Origin of the sequence: Mycobacterium sp. GA-1841 (genome assembly GCF_001954135.1) — a bacterium.
GTDB lineage: Bacteria > Actinomycetota > Actinomycetes > Mycobacteriales > Mycobacteriaceae > Mycobacterium.
The window spans coordinates 1-22,332 of the sequence record NZ_MBEQ01000117.1; the positions used below are offsets into that span (position 1 = coordinate 1).

General features: G+C 65.8%; 21 protein-coding genes, 2 tRNA genes and 1 pseudogene. 13 read left to right on the top strand and 11 right to left on the bottom strand.

Annotated features, from left to right (window positions below):
* Positions 1-136: 136 nt before the first annotated feature.
* The 3 genes from A5740_RS26550 to A5740_RS26560 form a co-directional block, all read right to left on the bottom strand.
* A complete protein-coding gene (locus A5740_RS26550) occupies positions 137-478 on the bottom strand; it encodes an HNH endonuclease (RefSeq protein WP_083654454.1) in 342 nt (113 codons plus the stop codon).
* A gap of 86 nt (positions 479-564) precedes the next feature.
* Complete coding sequence (pepN, locus tag A5740_RS26555; protein WP_076199186.1) at positions 565-3,156, bottom strand: aminopeptidase N; 2,592 nt, start codon at positions 3,154-3,156, stop codon at positions 565-567.
* 38 nt (positions 3,157-3,194) lie between these two features.
* Positions 3,195-3,602 (bottom strand): DUF732 domain-containing protein, encoded by a 408-nt coding sequence (locus tag A5740_RS26560; protein ID WP_076199188.1) that lies wholly within the window; start codon positions 3,600-3,602, stop codon positions 3,195-3,197.
* Between the two features lie 292 nt (positions 3,603-3,894).
* Between A5740_RS26560 and A5740_RS26565 the strand changes: the two genes are divergently transcribed.
* From A5740_RS26565 to A5740_RS26580, 4 genes are read left to right on the top strand one after another with little or no spacing between them, the layout of a single operon-like run.
* A complete protein-coding gene (locus A5740_RS26565) occupies positions 3,895-4,503 on the top strand; it encodes a DsbA family protein (RefSeq protein WP_076199190.1) in 609 nt (202 codons plus the stop codon).
* 39 nt (positions 4,504-4,542) lie between these two features.
* A complete protein-coding gene (locus A5740_RS26570) occupies positions 4,543-5,016 on the top strand; it encodes a ribose-5-phosphate isomerase (protein ID WP_076199222.1) in 474 nt (157 codons plus the stop codon).
* A gap of 2 nt (positions 5,017-5,018) precedes the next feature.
* On the top strand, positions 5,019-5,813 hold the full coding sequence (locus tag A5740_RS26575) for an Fpg/Nei family DNA glycosylase (RefSeq protein WP_076199192.1): 795 nt from the start codon (positions 5,019-5,021) through the stop codon (positions 5,811-5,813).
* Positions 5,814-5,850: 37 nt separating this feature from the next.
* Complete coding sequence (locus A5740_RS26580) at positions 5,851-7,509, top strand: sodium:proton antiporter (RefSeq protein WP_076199194.1); 1,659 nt, start codon at positions 5,851-5,853, stop codon at positions 7,507-7,509.
* Between the two features lie 14 nt (positions 7,510-7,523).
* Here A5740_RS26580 and A5740_RS26585 read toward each other — a convergent pair whose 3' ends face one another.
* The 5 genes and pseudogenes from A5740_RS26585 to A5740_RS26605 form a co-directional block, all read right to left on the bottom strand.
* The gene (locus A5740_RS26585) at positions 7,524-8,336 is read right to left on the bottom strand and encodes a hypothetical protein (RefSeq protein ID WP_076199196.1); all 813 of its coding nucleotides are present in this window, start codon (positions 8,334-8,336) and stop codon (positions 7,524-7,526) included.
* A 52-nt stretch (positions 8,337-8,388) separates the two neighbouring features.
* The gene (locus A5740_RS26590) at positions 8,389-9,570 is read right to left on the bottom strand and encodes a serine hydrolase domain-containing protein (RefSeq protein ID WP_076199198.1); all 1,182 of its coding nucleotides are present in this window, start codon (positions 9,568-9,570) and stop codon (positions 8,389-8,391) included.
* Between the two features lie 272 nt (positions 9,571-9,842).
* Positions 9,843-10,279, bottom strand: a pseudogene (locus A5740_RS26595) (maleylpyruvate isomerase family mycothiol-dependent enzyme).
* Positions 10,276-10,803, bottom strand: coding sequence for a hypothetical protein (locus tag A5740_RS26600; RefSeq protein WP_139335366.1), 528 nt, complete (start codon positions 10,801-10,803; stop codon positions 10,276-10,278). Before A5740_RS26600 ends, A5740_RS26595 begins: the two are co-directional and overlap by 4 nt.
* Before the next feature lie 139 nt (positions 10,804-10,942).
* Complete coding sequence (locus A5740_RS26605; RefSeq protein ID WP_076199202.1) at positions 10,943-11,224, bottom strand: GlsB/YeaQ/YmgE family stress response membrane protein; 282 nt, start codon at positions 11,222-11,224, stop codon at positions 10,943-10,945.
* 173 nt (positions 11,225-11,397) lie between these two features.
* Here A5740_RS26605 and A5740_RS28885 point away from each other — a divergent pair, with 173 nt between their 5' ends.
* Positions 11,398-11,544, top strand: coding sequence for a hypothetical protein (locus A5740_RS28885; protein WP_175616374.1), 147 nt, complete (start codon positions 11,398-11,400; stop codon positions 11,542-11,544).
* Between the two features lie 4 nt (positions 11,545-11,548).
* On the top strand, positions 11,549-12,070 hold the full coding sequence (locus A5740_RS26615) for a hypothetical protein (RefSeq protein ID WP_076199206.1): 522 nt from the start codon (positions 11,549-11,551) through the stop codon (positions 12,068-12,070).
* A gap of 41 nt (positions 12,071-12,111) precedes the next feature.
* Here the strand turns inward: A5740_RS26615 and A5740_RS26620 are convergent.
* Positions 12,112-12,185, bottom strand: a tRNA-Gly gene (locus tag A5740_RS26620).
* A 124-nt stretch (positions 12,186-12,309) separates the two neighbouring features.
* Between A5740_RS26620 and A5740_RS26625 the strand changes: the two genes are divergently transcribed.
* From A5740_RS26625 to clpX, 6 genes are all read left to right on the top strand, one after another.
* Positions 12,310-12,386, top strand: a tRNA-Pro gene (locus A5740_RS26625).
* A gap of 17 nt (positions 12,387-12,403) precedes the next feature.
* Complete coding sequence (locus A5740_RS26630) at positions 12,404-13,450, top strand: EamA family transporter (protein ID WP_175616375.1); 1,047 nt, start codon at positions 12,404-12,406, stop codon at positions 13,448-13,450.
* Positions 13,447-14,850, top strand: coding sequence for a trigger factor (tig, locus tag A5740_RS26635; protein ID WP_076199210.1), 1,404 nt, complete (start codon positions 13,447-13,449; stop codon positions 14,848-14,850). Before A5740_RS26630 ends, tig begins: the two co-directional genes overlap by 4 nt.
* Before the next feature lie 119 nt (positions 14,851-14,969).
* Positions 14,970-15,572, top strand: coding sequence for an ATP-dependent Clp protease proteolytic subunit (locus A5740_RS26640; RefSeq protein ID WP_003879922.1), 603 nt, complete (start codon positions 14,970-14,972; stop codon positions 15,570-15,572).
* Entirely contained in the window at positions 15,569-16,228 is a 660-nt protein-coding gene (locus A5740_RS26645) for an ATP-dependent Clp protease proteolytic subunit (protein ID WP_076199212.1), read from the top strand. Before A5740_RS26640 ends, A5740_RS26645 begins: the two co-directional genes overlap by 4 nt.
* A 401-nt stretch (positions 16,229-16,629) precedes the next feature.
* Entirely contained in the window at positions 16,630-17,910 is a 1,281-nt protein-coding gene (gene clpX / locus A5740_RS26650) for an ATP-dependent Clp protease ATP-binding subunit ClpX (protein ID WP_076199214.1), read from the top strand.
* A gap of 71 nt (positions 17,911-17,981) precedes the next feature.
* On the opposite strand, the gene fdhD is transcribed toward clpX, so the two are convergent.
* Positions 17,982-18,806, bottom strand: a complete 825-nt coding sequence (fdhD, locus tag A5740_RS26655; protein WP_076199216.1) for a formate dehydrogenase accessory sulfurtransferase FdhD — start codon at positions 18,804-18,806, stop codon at positions 17,982-17,984.
* On the bottom strand, positions 18,806-21,097 hold the full coding sequence (locus A5740_RS26660; RefSeq protein ID WP_076199218.1) for an FdhF/YdeP family oxidoreductase: 2,292 nt from the start codon (positions 21,095-21,097) through the stop codon (positions 18,806-18,808). Before A5740_RS26660 ends, fdhD begins: the two co-directional genes overlap by 1 nt.
* Before the next feature lie 116 nt (positions 21,098-21,213).
* On the opposite strand from A5740_RS26660, the gene A5740_RS26665 reads away from it, so the two are divergent.
* Positions 21,214-22,167 carry a LysR family transcriptional regulator gene (locus tag A5740_RS26665; protein ID WP_076199220.1) on the top strand — a complete coding sequence of 318 codons (954 nt, stop codon included), beginning with the start codon at positions 21,214-21,216 and terminating at the stop codon, positions 22,165-22,167.
* The last annotated feature ends 165 nt before the right edge of the window (positions 22,168-22,332 follow it).

The window sequence follows — 22,332 nt, forward strand, 5'->3', positions numbered from 1 at the left end:
GCGGCGGGCTGTCTGGTGGGGGGGGGGGGTGGGGGGGGGTGGTTTTCCCCCCCTTTTCTCCTTTCCCCGCGTCCCCGGGGGGGGGGGGGGCGCCCCCCCCCCCCCCCCCCACGCTCGCTGCTTTTTACGGCTGTTTTCAACCGGTCAGTTCATTGCGGATCTCCACGTAGCGGGTCAAGAATGCGCGCTCGTCGAGCCGCTTGCGTCGCATCCAGGTGCTGACCTCGAAATTGCACTTGCTGGCATTGCATGAGGCGCAGGCCGGCACCACGTTGTCCATGGTGTACCGACCGCCCCGCGAGATGGCCATCACGCAGTCCTTCTGGAACGGCCCCGCAACATTGCCGCAGTAGGCACATCCGCCCCACGCCGTCTTGATCGTGTCCCACTGATCGTCGGTGAGATCGTGGACGACGAGGTCCATCCGCCGTTTACGTTTGCGGGCAGCCCGTGCCGCGCGGGTTCTACTGACCGCCACCGGCACAGCGTAGGACCGCGAGCGTGCGCAGAATGTCGCTCTGGCACGGCGTGTCGGGCGGCAGACACGCACGCTCGCGGTGCAGATCAGCTCACGTCGAAGGCACGGGCCCGCAAGGCGCGCTCCACCCCGGCGCGACCCTCCACCACCAGTCGACGCAGCGCCGGTGGCACCTCCGGGTCGGACAGGAAGGCGTCGGCCGCGTCCAGTCCGTTCCGACTGATGTCCCATGACGGGTAGAGCCCGATCACCACGGTCTGGGCGACCTCGCTGGACCGTCGGGCCCACACCCCGGAGATGGCCGCGAAGTACTGCGTGGCGAACGGCGTCAACAATTCGTTCTGTCCGGGCTGCACGAAGCCGCCGACGATCGCGCGGGTGGTGATGTTGGCCAGCGTGTCATCCTCGATGACCTGTTGCCACGCCGCGGACTTCACCTCGTCCTGGGGACGGGCCGCCGAGGCCGCTGCGGCATGACGCCTGCCTGCCGCGGTCGGGTCGTTCTCGGCTTCGGCGTCGATGAACGGCGTCTCGGGACCGTCGGCGTCGACCTGACCGGACCGGGCCAGCGCGGTGACGATCCGCCAACGCAGATCGGTGTCGATCACCAGGCCGGGCAGATTCACCGCGGCGGGTTCGTTGTCGAGCAGTGTCGACAGCACGGCGAGATGATTCGGTGACAGCACCGAGGCGCACAACGCGTTGACGAACGCGAGCTGGTGATCCGAACCGGCGGCGGAGCGGCCCGCCAGGTCGAGCAACGCATCGGCGAAGGCCGGCCAACCGGTTTCCCTGGCCCACTCCGGGTCGGCGTAGGAGCCCAGCGCGGTCTGAGCCTGCATCAACAACCGCTGTGCCACACCGACTTCGGTCTCGGCGTGCACGCCGCTCATCACCAGCGCGACGAAGTCGCGGGCCTTCATCTCGGCCTCCCGGGTCATCTCCCAGGCCGCCGACCAGGCCAGCGTGCGGGGGAGCGGATCGGCGATGTCGGCGATACGGGACAGCACGGTCGACAGCGAGGCCGGGTCCAGCCGCAGCGAGCAGTAGGTCAGGTCGTCGTCGTTGACCAGCACCAGTTTTCCTCGCGAGAGGCCAACGAGCGCAGGGACTTCCGTGGCCGGGCCTTCGACATCGAGCTCTTCGCGATGCACCCGCACGAGCTTGCCCGATCCGGCCGGGTCGTCGTCATAGATACCGACTGCCAGCCGGTGCACGCGGGTCTCACCGGCGCCGGGAGCGGCGCCCGACTGCGCAATGGCGAAGCGGGTGAACGCGCCCGCCTCGTCGGTGGCGAAATCGGCCCGCAGAGTGTTCAGACCCGTTGTCTTGAGCCACTGTTGGCCCCAGCCGGACAGGTCGCGGCCGGACGCCTTCTCCAGCGCTCCGAGCAGATCGCCGAACGTGGCGTTACCGAACGCGTGGTCGCGGAAGTAATCCCGCAGCCCGGCCAGGAACTCCTGCAGGCCCACGTAGGCCACGAGCTGCTTGAGAACGCTGGCGCCCTTGGCGTAGGTGATGCCGTCGAAATTGACCTCGACAGCGGCCAGATCGGGGATGTCGGCGGCGACCGGATGCGTCGAGGGCAGCTGGTCCTGGCGGTAGGCCCAGGACTTCTCCACGTTGGCGAATGTCGTCCAGGCCGTGTCGTATTCGGTGGCCTCGGCCTGGCACAGCACCGAGGCGAAGGTGGCGAAGGACTCGTTGAGCCACAGGTCATCCCACCACTGCATAGTGACCAGGTCGCCGAACCACATGTGGGCCATCTCGTGCAGGACGGTCTCGGCGCGGCGCTCGTAGGAGGCCCGGGTCACCTTGGAGCGGAAGACGTAATCCTCCAGGAAAGTGACCGCGCCGGCGTTCTCCATCGCGCCGGCGTTGAACTCCGGCACGAACAACTGGTCGTACTTGCCGAACGCATAGGGCACGCCGAAGTTGTTGTGGTAGAAGCCGAAACCTTGTTTGGTCTCGGTGAACAGCCGCTCGGCGTCCATGAATTCGGCCAGCGAGGCCCGGCAGAAGATGCCCAGCGGGATCTCGCCGTGGGAGTCGGAATACGAGTCGCGCCACACCGCGTACGGCCCGGCGATCAGCGCGGCCAGGTAGGTGCTCATCTTCGGGGTGGTGGCGAAGGTGTGCACGGTGACCGCACCGTCACGTTCGGCCGAGGTCGTGGCTCCGTTGGAGATCACCTGCCAGTGCGTGGGCGCGGTCACCTGGACGTCGAACGTCGCCTTGAGGTCGGGCTGGTCGAAGCAGGTGAACATCCGCTTGGCATCGGCGGTCTCGAATTGTGAGTAGAGGTAAACCTCATTGTCGACGGGGTCGACGAAGCGGTGCAGGCCCTCGCCGGTGTTCGAGTAGAGGCAGTCGGCATCGACCACGAGGACGTTCTGCGCGGCCAGCCCGGTCAGGGCGATGCCGGTGGATTCGTCGTAGGCCGAGACGTCGAGGGGCTTGCCGTTAAGCGTCGCGCTGTGGATCTTGTCGGCCGCCAGGTCGATGAAGGTGTCGGCGCCGGCGAGGGCATCGAACGCCACGGTCGTGGTGGACCGGAAGGTGCGCTCGCCGGGATTGCCGTCACCGTCGGTCAGGTCCAGGACGACGCGGTAGTTGTCGACGGTGACCAGGGCTGCGCGCTCGACAGCCTGATCGCGGGTGAGATTGGGAAGTGCCACCCGTCCAACCTAGTGGCTGGACGTCCGCTCGAGCCGGGCTACTGGGGGAAGCCGGCGAGGCCGGCCAGTCCGTTCAGTGCGCCCAGGTTGTTCAGGATGGAACCGTCGCTGATCGACGACATCATCTGCGGGCAGTACATCTGGATCGCGATGCCGGTGAAGAACGAGGCCATCTGCGGGGACATGCCGCCGTCACCGCGCATCTGCGAGGCCACCGACGCGAAGTCCTTACCGGGCTCGACCAGCATGGGACAGACATCCTGACCCATCTGGACGGCCGCACCCGGATCGCCATAGCCGACGCCGGCGTCGTTCAGGGCGTTCAGGAACGAGTTGTCGGTGGGGTCGGTCGGCACCGGCGGAACCGGATCGGCCTGGGCCGGGACGGCCAACACGAGTGCGGCGGCGACGGCCCCTGCGGTGGTCAGGAGAGCGCGAACGGCCATATCAAAGCTCCTCAGCTATCACGCAGAACTCGTAGGACGCTCTGCTCACTTTGGCCACAGTTGTTGACCAGGGTCACAGGAACAACACGGTTCGGTAAAATTCGCGCACTATGCGTTTCCTGTGTCGCTGTCGTGACGTGTAGGTGCAAGTAGACACCGATACGACCGCGTTGTCGAAAAGGTTGTCGGAACACCGCCCGGAATAGTTACCGGAGATCGGGAACATGTCGGCGAGGGTGCACAGTTGTGCTGAACGCAGTTGTGCCGTGAACCACATCGAGAGGACGTATTGATGGCTCAGAAAGACGTAGCCGGTTTCTGGTTCGACCCGCTGTGCCCGTGGTGCTGGATCACGTCCCGATGGATCCTGGAAGTCCAGCAGGTACGCGACATCGACGTGCAATTCCACGTGATGAGCCTGGCGGTGCTCAACGAGGGTCGTGACCTCGACGAGAACTACCAGGAACTGATGAAGCGGGCCTGGGGCCCGGTGCGCGTCGCCATCGCCGCCGAGCAGCTCAAGGGCCCGGAGATCCTGGGTCCCCTCTACACCGCGATGGGCGTGCGGATTCACAACCAGGACAACAAGGACCTCGATCAGGTCATCGCGCAGTCGCTCGAGGAGGTCGGTCTGCCGGCAGAACTCGCCGAGGCCGCCACCACCGACAAGTACGACGAGGCGCTGCGCAAGAGCCACCACGCCGGCATGGACGCCGTCGGCGAGGACGTCGGCACGCCGACAATCCACGTCAACGGCGTGGCATTCTTCGGTCCGGTGCTGTCCAAGATCCCGCGCGGCGAAGAGGCCGGCAAGCTGTGGGACGCCTCGGTGACATTCGCGTCGTACCCGCATTTCTGGGAGCTCAAGCGCTCGCGCACCGAGCGCCCGGAGTTCGACTGAGCGGAAGCGCGCCGAGGCTCGTCTGCGAGAATGACCGGCATGCGCGTCTACCTCGGTGCCGACCACGCCGGCTACGAACTCAAGCAAGCGATCCTTGAGCATCTGACCAAGAACGGCCACGAGCCGGTGGACTGTGGCGCCTTCAGCTACGACGCCGAGGACGACTACCCGGCGTTCTGTATCGCTGCGGCCGCCAGGACCGTGGCCGACCCCGGCAGCCTGGGCATCGTGCTCGGCGGTTCGGGCAACGGTGAACAGATCGCGGCGAACAAGGTGCCCGGGGCCCGGTGCGCCTTGGCCTGGAGTGTCGAAACCGCCGAGCTGGCGCGCCAGCACAACAACGCGCAGCTGATCGGCATCGGCGGTCGCATGCACAGCACCGAAGAGGCGCTGGCCATCGTCGACGCGTTCCTGGCCACCCCGTGGTCGGAGGCCGAGCGGCACCAGCGCCGCATCGACATCCTGGCGGCCTACGAGAAGGACCACGTGGCCCCACCGGTTCCCGGCGCCTGACCGTGCCCGAAGGGCACACCCTGCACCGGCTGGCTCGGCTGCACCAGAAGAGGTTCGGCCGGGCGCCGGTGGCGGTGTCCAGCCCACAGGGCCGGTTCGCCGACGGTGCGGCCGCGGTCAACGGGCACGTGTTCACCAAGGCCTCGGCCTGGGGCAAGCACCTGTTCCACCACTACGACGGTGGCCGGGTGGTACACATCCACCTCGGCCTGTACGGCACATTCACCGAAGCGCCGGTCCCGCTGGGGTTGCCGGTCGGGCAGGTCCGGATGCGGATCGTGGGCGCCGAGTACGGCACCGACCTGCGTGGCCCCACCCGCTGTGAAGTGATCGCCGAACCCGAGATTGCCGACGTGGTGGCCCGACTCGGTCCCGACCCGTTACGCAACGATGCCGACCCGGCGTTGGCATGGGCACGAATCAGCAAGTCCCGCAGGTCGATCGGCGCACTGCTGATGGACCAGTCGGTGATTGCCGGGGTCGGCAATGTGTACCGCAGCGAGCTGCTGTTCCGTCATCACATCGATCCCTACCGGCTCGGCACCCACATCGAGCAGACCGAGTTCGCTGACATGTGGGCCGATCTCGTCGCGCTCATGAAGGTCGGGGTACGACGCGGCAAGATCGTCGTCGTCCGCCCCGAGCACGATCACGGTGCCCCGTCCTACGGCCCCGGCCGGCCCCGCACCTACGTCTATCGTCGGGCCGGCGAGGCCTGCCGGGTGTGCGGTGCCGGAGTGCGCACCGCAGAACTGGAGGGGCGCAACCTGTTCTGGTGCCCCGGCTGCCAGGTGTGACTGCGCGCGCCCGACGACGGCACGGGACAATCGTCGGGTGGAATTGATCCTCGTCGTCGTCGGAGCCATCCTCGTCACCGCAATCGCCCACCGACGCGGGATGGAACCTGCACTGATCATCGTGGTGATCGGCAGTGCGGTGTCGTTCCTTCCCGGCTTCGAACCGCCCGAACTGGATTCGCACATTCTGCTGACGGTCGTCCTTCCGCCGCTGCTGTATTCGGCGGCGCTGGATTTTTCGTTCCCGACGTTCTTCCGCAACATCCGGCCGATCCTGGGTCTCGGCGTCGGACTGGTCGTCGTGACGGCCTTCGCGGTCGCCGCGGTGTCATCGTGGTTGGTACTGGTGCCGTTGACGTTCGGGTTGGCGTTGGTGCTGGGCGCCATCGTCGCGCCACCCGACGCCGTCACCGCCGTGGCGGTGGGCCGCAAACTCGGTCTGCCCAAGCGGGTGATGGCCATCCTCACCGGCGAAAGCCTGATCAACGACGCGGCCGCACTGACCCTGTTCTCCATCGCCGTGGCGCAGGTGGCCGGCAGTCACACCTTCATCGAAAATCCGTTTCTGCTCTTCGGATACAGCGCCACGGTCGGGCCCTTGGTGGGCGCCCTGCTGGGCTACGTGACGTTGTGGATCCGCAAGCACCTGGACAATCCTGGCCTGGAAACCGTGCAGGGACTGGTGGTTCCGTTCGCCGCGTTCATCACCGCCGAGGAGTTCCATGCCTCCGGTGTGCTGGCCGTGGTGGTGGCCGGCTTCGTGGTCGGCAACGGTGCGATGGGTGCCGGCTACCAGACACGGCTGCAGGAACGCTACGTCTGGAATTCGGTGGACGTGCTGCTGGAGGCGTTCGTATTCGCCTACATCGGGCTGCATTTGCGGTTCGTGCTGCAGGACCTCAACGAAGCCCACGAATCGCTGGCGGTGGTCGCGGTGGCCTCGATCATCGTGCTGCTGATCGTGCTGATGATCCGTCCCCTGTCGGTGTTCCTGATGTTCGGACGCAACAAGCTGTCCAGCCACGTGGAGAGCAAGTTCGCCACCCCGAACATGCGCAACCGAAAACCCAAGGCGCGCTGGCGCAGAATGATCGACTGTCGGTCACTGAGTTGGCGGGAGAGCGTCGTCGTGTCCTGGACCGGGATGCGCGGCGTGGTGACCCTCGCCGCGGCGGCCGCGATCCCGGCCAACACCGCCTCCGGTGAGCCGTTTCCCGAACGCGCCACGATCCAGGCCATCGCCTTCGCGGTGAGCGTGGGCACCCTGTTGATCCAGGGGTGGACGCTGCCGGTGCTGATCCGTCGGCTGAACCTGTCGCGGTTCTGTGACGACCACGCCGCGGACCGGGAAGAGGAGATCAAGGCCGAGCAGGTGGTACATGATGCGGCCGACGAGGTGCTCGACGCGTTCGAGGCCGATCCGCCGGCAGGTCTGGATCCCGGTGTGGTGACCGAGATTCGCGCGGTGATCGCACGCCATTCCCAGGACGCCGACGAGATGCCCGACCCCGAAGCGCTCACCAAACGGGCCGCGGTGTTCTCGGGCCTCTATCGCGACGTACTCGCCGCCCAACGTGGCGCGTTGATCGCCGAGCGGGACGAAGGCCGGATCGAGGACGAGGCGGTGCGTGCGATGCTCGAGCGTCTTGACCTGCAGGAGGCCGGTGTCTCGGCGCGACTGGAGAGCCGCCTCTAAGGCCTTGCAGCGGGTCAGAACCCGCCGAAGTCTCCACCGAAATCGCCGAACCCGCCATCGTCGAAACCGCCGCCGTCCCAGCCGCCGGCGTCGGTACCACCCCAGTCACCGCTGCCGGCGTCGCCACCGTCGAAGCCACCGTCCTGGCCGGCGGCGAAACCGTCGGAATAGCCGTCACCGTAACCACTTTCGAAGCCATGCGCGCCGTAGTCGACCCCGTGCATACCCGAGAACAACGCGTCGAACAGCAGCACCGAACCCAGGCCCCAGGCACCGGCCACCAGAGCCGGCTTCCACCACGGTTCGGAGTACCAGCCGGCCGGCACCGGGCGGCCGGCCACCCGGCCGCCGGGGTAGTAGTTCGGGGTTCGCTGCGACGGAGCCGGGGAGGCTTCGATCTCGCGGCCCTCGAAGTTGATCCGCCGATCCTCGGTGACGGCGCCGGCCGAACGCTGCCCACTCAGCGACTCGAGTTCCGGACCCGGATCCATGCCCATCGCGGTGCGCGCCGCCCGCACGTAGTACAGCCCCTCGATGGCGCTTTCCTTGGCCAGCAGGGCCTGCTTGGCCGTGGTGGCTTGATCGATTTGCGAGGATGCCGCGGTGTAGCGCTCAGAGGCATCGGCCATGGCCTGCTTGGACGCGTCGTCCGAGCCGGTGAGGTTGAGCACCTGCCCGCCGAGGCGTTCGATGAGCCGACGGGCATCAGCCTTGGCATCGGCCAGGGACTCCGCGGAACGACGGCTGCTCGCCTGCGACGAGCTGTAGACAGCGAACGCGATCGCGGCGATGACAAGGACGATGAGTACCAGCAAGACGCCGTTCATGGCACCCAGCGTACCGACGGAAAACGCCGAAACCCGGGTCTGAAGAGCGAATTCAAATTACGCCGAGAGCGGAGTAGACCTCATTGGACAACGCGACGGTTCGCGGGTCCGCGTTGCATTTGGTGGCGTCGAAGTAGTTCATCACGTACGCGTAGCCGATCCGGTGTTCCAGGTCGACGAACGCGAACGAGCCACCGGAACCGCCATGGCCAAATGTGCCGGTGTTGGGCCCGGCCACACCGCGCTGATTGAGCATGTAGCCCAAACCCCAACCGTGATCGGCCACCCGGGGCCCCAGGACCACATCGGCGTCGTATCCGCCTTGGGAGACCCGGCACCGTTCCATGTGCTCGCGGCTGAGCAGCTTCTCCTGGGCCAGCGCGTTGTAGAACGTCGCCATGCCCAGTGCAGAGACGTGAGCGTTGGTGCTGGGGAACTCGGCCGCGCGCCAGGCATCCAAGGCGTGCACGCCCAGCTCGTCGTCGGGCACGAAATCCATCGACACGGCCCAGCCCGCCATGGGATGGTCACCGAGCGAGCCCGGCGGTTCGTTGACCCCATTGTCGGCCAGCAGACTGCGCACTGACGGCTTGTTCACCATGTCCGCGCACCGGTGATGTTCAGCCGGCGGCAGCCCGATGTAGATGTCGGCGCCCAGCGGCTCGGCGATCTCGGTGCGCAGATACTGACCCATGGTTCGGCCGGTGACACGACGCACCACCTCGCCGAGGATGAACCCGAACGTCACCACCTGATAGCCCTGCGCGCTGCCCGGGGGCCACCAGGGCGTCGCGGCGGCGATGCGCGTGCACACCGCGTCCCAGTCGGTCACTTGATGCCAGTCCATCGGTTCCCGCGGGCCGATCACCCCCGAACGGTGGCCGAGCACCATCGCGATCGTGATGGACTGCTTTCCGGCCTGGCCGAACTCGGGCCAGTACCGGGCCACCGGCGCGTTCAGGTCGATCTCACCGCGGTCTGCCAGCAGGTGGATGCAGGTGCTCGCCAGACCCTTGGACCCGGAATACACGCTGGCCAAGGTGTCCTGCTGCCACCGTCGGGTTCCGGCCGCATCGGCGGTTCCACCCCAGAGATTGACCACCAGATCGCCCTCGACGAAGACCGCGACCGCGGCACCGACTTCACTGCGCTCGACGAAATTCGATTCGAAGGCCTGCCGGACGCCGTCGAACTCCGGTGCGCACGTGCCGGCGATGCGGCTCATTACGGGCATACGGCTCCTGCACGGGTGCGGCATTACGGCGGCGATGCGCGAAGATCAGCGCACTTCATGTTCAAGATCGGCTGGTGGACCCCACCCGTTACTCACGGTAGGCGGATCACAACCGATGAGCACCCCCCACAGCACTGATCGCAAGCCATTCGAGATGGGGCCGTGATGCACCATTGCTCGTTTGTGCCTGCGACTGCGCACCTTTACGCCGATTTCGACACCAGGGTTGTTGATCTTGTCGAACCGCGACCCTCAGGTGGAAATCGGCGCGGTCATCGCCGACACAGGTCGGCCACGCCCGGCCCGGACAGCTCGGCGGCAACTGCTTCGACGCGGCCGGTCATCGCCAGTAGCAACGCCTCTCCGGGACCGTGAACCTCGGGCCCACGGCCGGCCGACCAGTCGAGGTCGGTCGCGATCAGCCGCAAACCTCTGGTGCGCCAGGCGCCGCCGATCACCGGGCTGACCCGTGCACGGCGGCCCGCAGCGCACGGTCGTTGAGCCGGTCGATCCGGCCGCGCGAGGCCAGCATCGCGGCAGTCAGGCCCAGCCGGCTCTGCCCGAGATAGGCGATGGTGTGGGCGACCACGTCGCGGACCGTCCAGCCCGCACACAGTGTCGGTGCCTGCCACTGCTGCGGGGTCAGCTCGTCGAGCAGGTCGGCGAAGTCCAGGCGTTCTTGGCGAGCGAGTGCGCGGACGTTGATCATCCGGTGGCCGATACAGGTTGTCTGGCTATCGACTCCGCCTTGCATGTGAGGAGCCCACCGCTGTCCGCGGGCTGCAAGGTGTTGGTGACGACCTCCCTGCCGCCGATGCTCACGGTGCAGGTGATGGCAGCGTCATGGTTGGTAGGAGCGACGTCAAGCTCGAAGCTATCGGATTGCGGAATCGTGATCTCTGTGCGCCATGGCAGGTCGACCCGCTTCACCGTGAGGTCGGGCGTGTACCAGACTCCTGCACTGCCGGTGCCTGCGATCTCCAAGGTTAAGGTCATCTCGCGGTTATGCGCGTTCGGCTTGACGACGACGAAGGCGAAGCCACCGCCGACGACCACGATGACGATCGCGAAATTCGCCAAGAGGACCCACAGCCAGGTCTTTTTCTTCTTTGGCGGTGCCGGCGGGGCATAGCCGGGCGGAAATGCCGGGGGATAGTGCTGCCCGGCATACGCCTGCGGCATGTTCGGCGGCGGCCTCTGCTGCCAACCCTGACCTGCGTGCGGATAGTTCATGCGCGCCCCCGTCGCCGAAAAACCTGACCCGATCACAAGATCTAAGCAGGCAACGGACGCACGCCCGGCAGTCGACGCCAGGAACAAGGCAGAAGGCGGCTCCGCCGATCGTGGGGAGATCGGCGGAGCCTGGGATCTGTCAGTGACCGACTGGGGTGCCGCGTCGTCCCGTGAGGCCGGTGTAGATCGCGATCAACACGATCGCCACCACGACGCCGACCACGAACGGGATGATCTGGAACCCACCGTTCGAGTTGCTGTATCCGAAGGCGGAAGTGAGCCAGGAACCGAGCAGAGCTCCGGCGATGCCGAGCAGCACCGTCATGATGGCGCTCACGTTCTGCCTACCGGGCATGATGAGCCGCGCAATGATGCCGATAATCGCTCCGACGACGATTGCGCTGATAATTGCACCGATCATCTCGTTGCCTTTCGTTCAGACCGATTTGCTTGTCATCGGTGTGATGTACCCCACTTTCCTCCAATTCTTCGCTGCCGACCAGCGGCGAGATGTATGCGATGCACAGCAGTGGCCTACTCGTGAGCTGGCTCGAAACGGATGTGGATCGCGGTGACCGCGGGATAATCGGCTTCATGTCCGCCGTCCTGTGGGTGCTTGTCGGCGTGTTCGCCGTCGGCGTCATCGCCGGCGGGTTGTTGCGGATCCGTGCCTGGCTCGCCAAGCCGGTGCCGCCCGAAGTGATCGAGGCGGCACACCGCGATGACGACAAGGACGGCTGACGCCATGAAATCGATGCTCGCCGGGATTCTGGCGGCAGGGGCCCTGTGTGGCACGGCGCCGGTCGGTCATGCCGATCGAGCGGAGCCACCGCCGCTGTACGGGCAGTACGACCTGTTCATCGACTTTTCCAAGCAGACGTTCAACGGCACGCCGACACCGATGAATCCGATAACCGTGCCGGTCGAATTCACCACCCACTGTGACGCGGCCGGATGCGTTGCGCGCATGGACAACACCGACGACCATGCCCGCAACCCCGGCGCGCCGTTGGCCTACGAGTACCGGTGGAACAACGATCGGTGGGAAACCAGCGGCGAATACCCCTACTTTTGTGATCGCAACGACCCCGGTAGCGCTGTACCGGCTCATCGCTCGGACTATTGGATTCCGAACCCTGACGGCAGCTTCTTCGGAGAGCGCACCCTGACCATCGACGGAGCCGGATGCCCGGGTGAGGGTCCAGGCGTCCACACGGTGCCGATCTCGCTCGCACCGATCGAGCCGCCACCGAACGGCTCCCGATAGCCGATGGGAAACAAAAGAACCGCCCAACTGGGCGGTTCTCGTGGAGCGGGCGACGGGAATCGAACCCGCGTAGCTAGTTTGGAAGACTAGGGCTCTACCATTGAGCTACGCCCGCAAGTGCAGCACCAGCACTGTACCGGTGAGTCCCCGGTCAAATCCAATTGGAGCCTGCAGGCGGTCAGGCCGTAGTATCTCGCGTGGTCCTTTCGCACGTTGCCGCCTGCGGATCGATCAGCACACGGGGTGTAGCGCAGCTTGGTAGCGCATCCGCTTTGGGAGCGGAAGGCCGCAGGTTCAAATCCTGTCACCCCGACCACCTCGACGAAGGCCGCAATGACCCCTCAAGCCCGCGGAGTGGGCCTGTCGATACTGGCCAGCGGTCTGTTCGGATTGATCTTCTATCTGTCGGGCGTCATCGACGCCTCGCCCGAGGCGGTGTTCGGCTGGCGGATGCTCATCATGACCGCGTGCTACTGCCTGGCGCTGGCCAGCCGGACCGGACGCCGGTCAGTCGGCGAGTTGTGGCGCACGCTGACCCGGTCGTGGTGGCGGCCGGGCGTGTTCGCTGCGACGAGTTTCCTTGTCGCAGCCCAGATGTGGTTGTTCAGTTGGGCCCCGGTGCACGGGCACGCGCTCGACACGTCGCTGGGCTATCTGCTGTTGCCGATCGTCTTGGTGCTTGTCGGTCGGATCGGGTTCAGGGAGCCGGTATCGGGTTTGCAGTGGACCGCGGTGGTGTTGGCGGCCATGGCGGTGGCAATGAAAGTTGTTTCGATATCAGCGGTTTCATGGGTCACGTTCACCATCTGCATCGGCTATGCGCTCTACTTCACGCTGCGGCGGCGCTTCGGTCTGGACAACCCCGCCGCCTTCCCGGTGGAAGTGGCGCTCACGGTTCCGGTGTCGGTGGTGCTCATCGTCGTCTGCCGCGGCGCGTCGTCGTACCCCGGATATGCCGCCGTGGTGGCGGTGGGCCTGGCGGGCGCGGTGGCGATGGCGGCCTACGTCGCGGCCTCCAGCCTGCTGAGCATGCCGGTCTTCGGGCTGCTGACCTACGTCGAACCGGTGCTGTTGTTCGGCGTGGCATTGCTGCTCGGCGAGCGACTGACGGCGCTCGACATGGTGGTCTACGCACTGCTGGCGGTTTCGCTGACGGTCCTGGCCGTCGGCGGCTTCCGGGCCAGAGGCCGAAAACCGGTCGCTGCGGTGGACGGCGGCGACGGTAACGAGGAAGGATGCCGATTACGGGGGGTCGCGCCGAGTCAACTACCCTGGTCGCGAACTACGGGCGTCGTTAGAGAGAACCAATCGCGTCTCTCCGACTCGACCGCCGGTACGACGAAGACATCCAGAGAAAGATATCTAGGAGCACAAGAGTGAAGAGCACGGTCGAGCAGTTGAGCCCCACACGGGTGCGCATCAATGTGGAGGTGCCCTTCACCGAGCTTGAGCCCGATTTCGATCGCGCCTTCAAGGCGCTGGCTCAGCAGGTTCGCCTGCCCGGCTTCCGTCCCGGCAAGGCCCCCCGCAAGCTGCTGGAGGCCCGCATCGGCCGCGGCGCGGTCCTGGAGCAGGTCGTCAACGACGCGCTCCCGAGCCGTTACAGCGAGGCCGTCACCGCATCGGACGTCAAGCCGCTGGGGCAGCCCGAGATCGAGGTGACCAAGCTGGAGGACGGCCAGGAGCTGGCCTTCACCGCCGAGGTCGACGTCCGTCCCGAGATCACCCTGCCCGAGTTCGACGCGCTGAAGATCACCGTCGATCCGATCCAGGTGGGCGATGACGAGGTCGACGCCGAGCTGCAGTCGCTGCGGGCCCGCTTCGGGACCCTGACCGGCGTCGAGCGCGGCGCACAGGAGGGCGACTTCGTCTCGATCGACCTGTCGGCCACTGTCGACGGCACCGAGGTGCCCGAGGCTGCCACCGAGGGCCTGTCGCACGAGGTCGGTTCCGGTCAGCTGATCGAAGGCCTGGACGAGGCCATCACCGGGCTGAAGGTCGGCGAGTCCAAGGTTTTCACCACGAAGCTGGCCGCCGGTGAGCATGCCGGCAAGGACGCCGAGGTGACGGTGACCGTCAAGTCGGTCAAGGAGCGTGAGCTTCCCGAGGCTGATGACGACTTCGCCCAGCTGGCAAGCGAATTCGACACCATCGACGAGCTCAAGGAAAGTCTCGTCGAGCAGGTGAAGCGGGTCAAGAACGTGCAGCAGGCCGAGCAGATCCGTGACAAGGCGATCGAGGCACTGCTTGAGCAGACCGAGGTTCCGTTGCCGGAGAACATCGTTCAGGCTCAGGTCGACGATGCTGTGCACAACGCGATCCACGGCCTCGACCACGACGAAGAGAAGTTCGCCGAGCAGCTGACCGAACAGGGCAGCAGCCGTGAGGAATTCGACGCCGAGAACCGCGCCAACGCCGAGAAGGCCGTCAAGACCCAGCTGCTGATGGATGCCGTCGCCGACAAGCTCGACATCCAGGTCGGCCAGAACGACCTCACCGAGCGGCTGGTGCTGATGTCGCGTCAGTACGGCATCGAGCCGCAGCAGCTGATCCAGATCCTGCAGCAGAACAACCAGCTGCCGGCCATGTTCGCCGACGTGCGTCGCGGGCTGACCATCGCCGCGGTGGTGCACGCCGCCACCGTCACCGACACCGACGGCACCGTGATCGACACCACGGAGTTCTTCGGTCCGTCCGAGACGTCGCAGACCGATGGTGACGAGGCGGCCGACGAGGCCGCCGACGCCGACGCCGAAAAGGACAGCGACACCGCCGAGTGACGCTGTGAGCGAACGCGCCCCCGTACGGGAGTGCGTGACGCCCCAGTTTCGTTAGTGTCGTCAGTGCCAATGCGTTTATCAAAGACGTGGAAGAAAGCAGGTATCCAGTCGTGACTGACATGCGTTCGAACGGGAGCGGGTTCAGCCTCGTCGACTCTGTCTATGAGCGCTTGCTCGCCGAGCGCATCATCTTCCTGGGGTCACAGGTCGACGACGACATCGCGAACAAGCTCTGCGCGCAGATTCTTCTGCTTTCGGCGGAGGATCCGACGAAGGACATCCACCTCTACATCAACTCGCCCGGCGGGTCGATCAGTGCCGGGATGGCCATCTACGACACCATGGTGCTGGCGCCGTGCGACGTCGCCACCTACGCCATGGGCATGGCGGCCTCGATGGGTGAGTTCCTGCTCGCCGCCGGTACGAAGGGCAAGCGTCATGCCTTGCCGCACGCCCGGGTTCTGATGCACCAGCCGCTCGGCGGCGTCACCGGCAGCGCCGCGGACATCGCCATCCAGGCTGAGCAGTTCCACGTCATCAAGAAGGAGATGTTCCGGCTGAACGCGGAGTTCACCGGCAAGTCCATCGAGCAGATCGAGGCCGACTCCGATCGTGACCGCTGGTTCACCGCGCAGGAGGCGCTGGAGTACGGCTTCGTCGATCACATCATCACCAGTGCCAACCTCAACGGTGCGGGCCCGACGGCAGGACTAGACAAATGACCGAGAACCTTCATCCGGCATTGGACGCCCGCGTGCAGCCGCAGGCTCGCTACATCCTGCCGTCGTTCATCGAGCACTCCAGCTTCGGCGTCAAGGAATCCAACCCGTACAACAAGCTGTTCGAGGAACGCATCATCTTCCTCGGCGTGCAGGTGGACGACGCCTCGGCCAACGACATCATGGCCCAGCTGCTGGTGCTGGAGTCGCTGGATCCCGACCGCGACATCACGATGTACATCAACTCGCCCGGTGGCTCGTTCACCTCGCTGATGGCCATCTACGACACCATGCAGTACGTGCGTGCCGACATCCAGACGGTGTGCCTGGGTCAGGCGGCGTCGGCCGCGGCGGTGCTGTTGGCTGCCGGTACCCCCGGCAAGCGCCTGGCCCTGCCCAACGCCCGGGTCCTGATCCACCAGCCTTCGCTGGGCGGCGTGATCCAGGGTCAGTTCTCCGATCTGGAGATCCAGGCCGCCGAGATCGAGCGGATGCGCACCCTGATGGAGACCACCCTGGCCCGTCACACCGGCAAGGATCCGGAGCAGGTCCGCAAGGACACCGACCGCGACAAGATCCTCACCGCCGAGCAGGCCAAGGAATACGGGATCATCGACACGGTGCTCGAATACCGCAAGTTGTCCGCGCAGAACAGCTGACGTCGCCTTCCGGCGATAACCCAAGCTCGGATGTCACACGCCCTGCCCGGCCCCGCCGGTGCGGGGCGTGTGTCGTCAAAGGGAATGAACGAAATGAACTTGACCTGCGCGAACGTCGGCGCCCGGTATCGTCGGTCACGGCGGATGCCAGGTACAGACCACGTTGCGCGGCTGTTCGCCCTCGCCTTACGACGACACGCCATGGTCACAGTCAGCGTGCCGACGGGTGACGAGCCCCCAGGGGAGATATGTTCTCCTGCACATGAACAAATACCACCGGAGCGATTCGGCCCTATCGGTCGCACCGCGACGGAACGAACGGGTAGCGTCGGGTTTACGCCCGAGGTAACCCAGCAAGTGGCGTTACGACCGACTGCGAACAGGAAGTAGGACCCCCCCACATGGCGCGCATTGGAGACGGCGGTGACCTGCTGAAGTGCTCGTTCTGCGGCAAGAGTCAGAAGCAGGTCAAAAAGCTCATTGCCGGCCCGGGCGTGTACATCTGCGACGAGTGCATCGATCTGTGCAACGAGATCATCGAGGAGGAACTCGCCGACGCTGACGACGTCAAGCTCGACGAGCTGCCCAAACCCGCGGAGATCCGGGATTTCCTCGAGGGTTACGTGATCGGTCAGGACACCGCGAAGCGCACGCTGGCGGTGGCGGTCTACAACCACTACAAGCGCATCCAGGCGCAGGAGAAGTCCCGCGATTCGCGGGCCGAGCCGGTTGAGCTGACCAAGTCGAACATCCTGATGCTGGGCCCGACCGGCTGCGGAAAGACCTACCTGGCCCAGACGTTGGCCAAGATGCTCAACGTGCCGTTCGCCATTGCCGACGCCACGGCGCTGACCGAGGCCGGGTATGTGGGCGAGGACGTCGAGAACATCCTGCTCAAGTTGATCCAAGCCGCCGACTACGACGTCAAACGCGCCGAGACGGGCATCATCTATATCGACGAGGTCGACAAGATCGCCCGTAAGAGCGAGAACCCGTCGATCACGCGCGATGTCTCCGGCGAGGGTGTGCAGCAGGCCCTGCTGAAGATCCTGGAAGGCACGCAGGCGTCGGTGCCGCCGCAGGGCGGTCGCAAGCACCCGCATCAGGAATTCATCCAGATCGACACCACCAACGTGTTGTTCATCGTGGCGGGCGCGTTCGCCGGCCTGGAGAAGATCGTCTCGGACCGGGTCGGCAAGCGCGGCCTGGGCTTCGGTGCCGAGGTGCGGTCCAAGGCCGAGATCGACACCCAGGACCACTTCGCCGAGGTGATGCCCGAGGATCTGATCAAGTTCGGTCTGATCCCCGAGTTCATCGGCCGTCTGCCGGTCGTGGCCTCGGTGACCAACCTGGACAAAGAGTCTCTGGTCAAGATCCTCTCCGAGCCGAAGAACGCACTGGTCAAGCAGTACGTCCGGCTGTTCGAGATGGACGGCGTCGAGCTGGAGTTCACCGACGAGGCGCTGGAGGCGATTGCCGATCAGGCCATCCACCGCGGCACCGGTGCCCGTGGGCTGCGCGCCATCATGGAAGAGGTCCTGCTGCCGGTGATGTACGACATCCCCAGCCGCGACGATGTCGCCAAGGTGGTCGTCACGAAGGAGACCGTGCAGGACAACGTGCTGCCGACCATCGTGCCGCGTAAGCCGTCACGTAGCGAGCGCCGCGACAAGAGCGCCTAGGTACGTCGAGATAGCACTCAGGGTCGTGATCCCAGCCGGATCACGACCCTGAGTGCAATTTCGAGAAGTTCTCAGCGGGTGATGCGGTCGGGCCGGGTGTAGACGTTCATCGAGTCGCCGCGCAGGAAGGCCACGAGGGTCAATCCGGATTGACTGGCCAGATCGACGGCCAGCGACGAAGGCGCCGACACCGCGGCCAGCACCGGGATGCCCGCCATCACCGCCTTCTGGGTGAGCTCGAACGAGGCCCGGCCGCTGACGAGCAGAACGGTGGCGGTCAAGGGCACGCGATTGTGTTCCAGCGCCCAGCCGATCACCTTGTCGACGGCGTTGTGCCTGCCGATGTCCTCACGGACGACCAGCGTGGTGCCGTCGGTGGTGAACAGCGCGGCGGCGTGCAGACCGCCGGTACTGGCGAAGACCTTCTGGGCCGCGCGCAGCTGTGCCGGCATCGCCGAGAGCACATCGGCCGAGACGGTCGACGGATCATCGCCGGGACAATGCTTGCTGCTCAACCGCACCGCTTCGAGCGACGCCTTGCCGCACACCCCGCACGACGACGTGGTGTAGAAGTTGCGGGTCACGTCAACGTCTGGCTTGGGAACGTGTGGCGCCAAGGTCGCGTCCAGCACGTTGTAGGTGTTGACCCCGTTTTCCTCGGCGCCACGGCAGTAGCGCACCGACACCAGATCGTCGCGCTGACTGATCAACCCCTCGGTCAGCAGAAAGCCCTGCGCCAACTCGATGTCGGCGCCCGGGGTGCGCATGGTGACGGTGATGGGCGTGCCGTCGACCCGGATCTCCAGCGGTTCTTCGACCACCAGGGTTTCGGGTCGCGCCTCGGACGTCGCGCCGGTGACGTGGTGGGCGCGACGGCGGGCGGTCACCCGTCCCATCAGGCCTTCTCCAGCCGGATCACGACGGCCTTGGACGCCGGCGTATTCGACTTCTTCGCTGTGTGATCGAGCGGTACCAACGGATTGGTCTCCGGGTAGTAGGCCGCGGCGTTGCCTCTCGGGGTGGAGTACTCGACGATCAGGAAATCCTTCGCGCGGCGCTCCTGTCCGTCGAACTCCGACACCAGATCGACCCGGTCGCCGACGGCCAGACCCATGGCTTCGAGGTCGGCGGGGTTGACGAACACCACCCGACGGCCACCCTTGACGCCGCGGTAGCGGTCGTCCAGGCCGTAGATCGTGGTGTTGTACTGGTCGTGGCTCCGCAGCGTCTGCAGGATCAGGCGACCTTGCGGTACCTGGACCCATTCCAGCGGGTGCACCGAGAAGTTGGCTTTACCTGTGGTGGTGCGGAATTCGCGGGAATCGCGCGGTGGGTGCGGCAGCTGGAAGCCGTCAGGCTGACGCACCTTCCGGTTGTAGTCCTCGCAGCCGGGCACCACGTCGGCGATGGCGTCCCGGATGCGGTCGTAGTCGGCGTTGAACTGCTCCCACGGCACGGGATGCTCTGGGCCGAGTAGTTCGCGAGCCAACTGACAGACGATCGCGACCTCGCTGCGCAGGTGCCGGCTCGGCGGGGTGAGGTTGCCGCGGGACAGGTGCACCATCGACATCGAATCCTCGACGGAGACCATCTGTTTCCCGCCGGCCTGGAAATCTTTGTCGGTGCGGCCCAGCGTGGGCAGGATCAGTGCGGTGCGGCCGTGCACCAGGTGGCTGCGGTTCAGCTTCGTCGAAATCTGAACCGTCAGAGCACAACTACGCAGGCCCGCCTCGGTGACGGCGGTGTCCGGGGTGGCCGACACGAAGTTGCCGCCCATGCCGATGAACACGCCGGCCCGACCGTCGCGCATGGCGCGGATGGCGTCGACGGTGTCGTAGCCATGGTTGCGCGGACTGGTGATGCCGAACCGATTGTCGAGTGCGGCCAGGAACGGCTCGGGCATCTTCTCCCAGATGCCCATGGTCCGATCGCCCTGGACGTTGGAGTGTCCGCGCACCGGGCACACGCCTGCGCCACGTTTGCCGATCATGCCCCGCATGAACAGCAGGTTTGTGGCCTCGCCGATGGTGGCCACCGCGTGGCGGTGCTGGGTCAGGCCCATCGCCCAGCAGATCACCGTGCGCTGGGACGTGATCAGCATGTCGGCCACCCGGCGCAGTTGCGCCTCGTCGATGCCGCTGGCCTCGGTCACGGTGGCGAGGTCGACCGCGCGGGTCTGACGTGCATAGTCGTCGAATCCTGCGCAGTGGGCCTCGATGAACTCCCGGTCCAGCACCGTGCCGGGAGCAGCGTCCTCGGCATCCAGCAGCAGCCGGCCCAAGCCGGCGAACAGGGCCATGTCGCCGCCGATGCGGATTTGGACAAACTCATCGGCGATCGGGACACCGTGCCCGACGACACCGTGGACCTTCTGGGGGTCCTTGAACCGGATCAGCCCGGCCTCGGGTAGCGGGTTGATGGCAACGATCTTGGCGCCGTTGGCTTTTGCCTTTTCCAACACCGACAGCATGCGTGGATGATTGGTGCCCGGATTCTGCCCGGCGATCAAGATCAGATCGGCCTCGGTGACGTCCTCGACAGTCACCGAGCCCTTGCCGATGCCGATCGAATCGGTCAGTGCAGTACCTGAGGATTCGTGGCACATGTTCGAGCAGTCCGGCAGGTTGTTGGTACCGAAGCTGCGGACCATCAGCTGGTAGAGGAAGGCGGCCTCGTTGCTCGTGCGGCCGGATGTGTAGAACAGCGCCTCGTCGGGGGAGGCCAGGGCGTTGAGATGCTCGGCGATCAACCGGTAGGCGTTGTCCCACGAGATCGGCAGGTAATGGTCGTGACCCGGAGCCAACACCATCGGATGGGTGAGCCGACCTTGTTGGGACAACCAGTATTCGGGTTTGGTGTCGAGTTCGGTGACGCTGTGCTTCGCGAAGAATTCCGGTGTGACGACGCGTTTGGTGGCTTCCTCGGCGACCGCCTTGGCGCCGTTCTCGCAGAACTCGGCCAGCTTGCGTCCGCCGTGTTCCTCGGGCCAGGCGCAGCCCGGGCAGTCGAAACCGTGACGCTGGTTGAGCCGGGTGAGCGCAGCCGCCGTCCGCAGCGGCCCCATCTGTTCGATGGTGCGCTGCATCGACACCATGACGGCCTTCACCCCGGCGGCTTCCTGCTTGGCCCCGGAGGCGACGACGTCGTGATCGTCGTAGTCGGCGATGACGTCCTCGGTGCTGCTCATGCTCCCAATCTAGCCCGTGATCCGGTCGGCTCACGTGTCGCTGACGTGGCGCGATATTGCCATTTCACATGCAGTGATAGACCGTAGCTATCAAGTTCCGGCGATTCGGAGGACCGATGGCGACCGACGTGCAGCTGCAACATCTCGACTACCTGCTGGCGCTCGCCGCCGAACGGCACTTCGCGCGGGCAGCCGCGCGGTGCCATGTGAGTCAACCGACCCTGTCGGTGGCGATCCGCCGGCTCGAACGCGACCTCGGCATCGTCATCGTGCAGCGGGGCCACCGCTTCGAGGGCTTCACGGAGGAAGGGCGCCGAGTGGTGACCTGGGCCCAGCGGATCACCGCCGAACGCGACGAGATGCTCGCCGACCTCGAACGTATGCGTGGCCGGTTGACGGTCACCGCCCGGCTGGGCGCGATCCCGACGGCGGTACCCGCCAGCCCGTTCCTCACCACCGAGTTCCTTCGCCGCAATCCCGCTGCGTCAGTGCGTATCGCAGCTCTGTCGTCACGCGAGATCGCCAGACAACTGGCGGATTTTGAGATCGACGCCGGATTGACCTACCTGGACGACGAGGCTCCGCCGGGAACGCGGTCGGTCGAGTTGTACCGGGAGCGCTACGTTCTGGTTGCGCCGGCCGACGACCGCCTGTTGTCCGCGTCCGAGGTGAGCTGGTCGGATGCCGCGGCACTGGAGCTGTGCCTGCTGACGACCACGATGCGCAACCGGCGCATCCTCGACGCCAACATGGCCGTAGAGGGCGTGCAGTATCGGCCGGTGGTAGAGGCGGATTCGGTCGACGCGCTCTACGCCCACCTGACCCATTCGCGGCGCGCGACCATCGCCTCCACGGCGTGGCTCCCGCGGCTGGGCGTGCCAACAGGTTTCGTGGCACGACCGTTGGTGCAGCACGGACCGCGACCGGCTATCGGCCTCGTGGTGCTCGATCGCTCCCCGGCCTCCATCGTGGCGGCTGCGCTTGCCGAGGTGGCCACCGATATGGATCTCGGCGCTCGCATCGATGGCTGGTGGGAAGAGACCGGGAGCGCAAGCGCCGGGCTTGCGTGATCATCACGGGCCGCGGGCCGCTTTGTCGTCGAGTGCGTGGTTGTTTGCGACCACACGGTCCTCGGGGCGGGGTCTGCGTTCGATGGGAATCTCGTCGAGCAGGATCCAGCCGTCCGCTAGTTGCGGGGCTGGCCGTTGTGGGTCGAAGGGGTCTGTGTCCCAGAG

Bases quoted from the DNA above. Each gene is read 5' to 3' on its own strand.
- A5740_RS26560 (WP_076199188.1), bottom strand. From the start codon at position 3,602: ATGGCCGTTCGCGCTCTCCTGACCACCGCAGGGGCCGTCGCCGCCGCA.
- A5740_RS26600 (WP_139335366.1), bottom strand. From the start codon at position 10,803: ATGAACTATCCGCACGCAGGTCAGGGTTGGCAGCAGAGGCCGCCGCCG.
- A5740_RS26645 (WP_076199212.1), top strand. From the start codon at position 15,569: ATGACCGAGAACCTTCATCCGGCATTGGACGCCCGCGTGCAGCCGCAG.
- A5740_RS26565 (WP_076199190.1), top strand. From the start codon at position 3,895: ATGGCTCAGAAAGACGTAGCCGGTTTCTGGTTCGACCCGCTGTGCCCG.
- A5740_RS26570 (WP_076199222.1), top strand. From the start codon at position 4,543: ATGCGCGTCTACCTCGGTGCCGACCACGCCGGCTACGAACTCAAGCAA.
- A5740_RS26640 (WP_003879922.1), top strand. From the start codon at position 14,970: ATGCGTTCGAACGGGAGCGGGTTCAGCCTCGTCGACTCTGTCTATGAG.
- A5740_RS26630 (WP_175616375.1), top strand. From the start codon at position 12,404: ATGACCCCTCAAGCCCGCGGAGTGGGCCTGTCGATACTGGCCAGCGGT.
- A5740_RS26605 (WP_076199202.1), bottom strand. From the start codon at position 11,224: ATGATCGGTGCAATTATCAGCGCAATCGTCGTCGGAGCGATTATCGGC.
- A5740_RS26590 (WP_076199198.1), bottom strand. From the start codon at position 9,570: ATGCCCGTAATGAGCCGCATCGCCGGCACGTGCGCACCGGAGTTCGAC.
- A5740_RS26585 (WP_076199196.1), bottom strand. From the start codon at position 8,336: ATGAACGGCGTCTTGCTGGTACTCATCGTCCTTGTCATCGCCGCGATC.
- A5740_RS26665 (WP_076199220.1), top strand. From the start codon at position 21,214: ATGGCGACCGACGTGCAGCTGCAACATCTCGACTACCTGCTGGCGCTC.
- A5740_RS26660 (WP_076199218.1), bottom strand. From the start codon at position 21,097: ATGAGCAGCACCGAGGACGTCATCGCCGACTACGACGATCACGACGTC.
- A5740_RS28885 (WP_175616374.1), top strand. From the start codon at position 11,398: ATGTCCGCCGTCCTGTGGGTGCTTGTCGGCGTGTTCGCCGTCGGCGTC.
- clpX (WP_076199214.1), top strand. From the start codon at position 16,630: ATGGCGCGCATTGGAGACGGCGGTGACCTGCTGAAGTGCTCGTTCTGC.
- A5740_RS26615 (WP_076199206.1), top strand. From the start codon at position 11,549: ATGAAATCGATGCTCGCCGGGATTCTGGCGGCAGGGGCCCTGTGTGGC.
- fdhD (WP_076199216.1), bottom strand. From the start codon at position 18,806: ATGGGACGGGTGACCGCCCGCCGTCGCGCCCACCACGTCACCGGCGCG.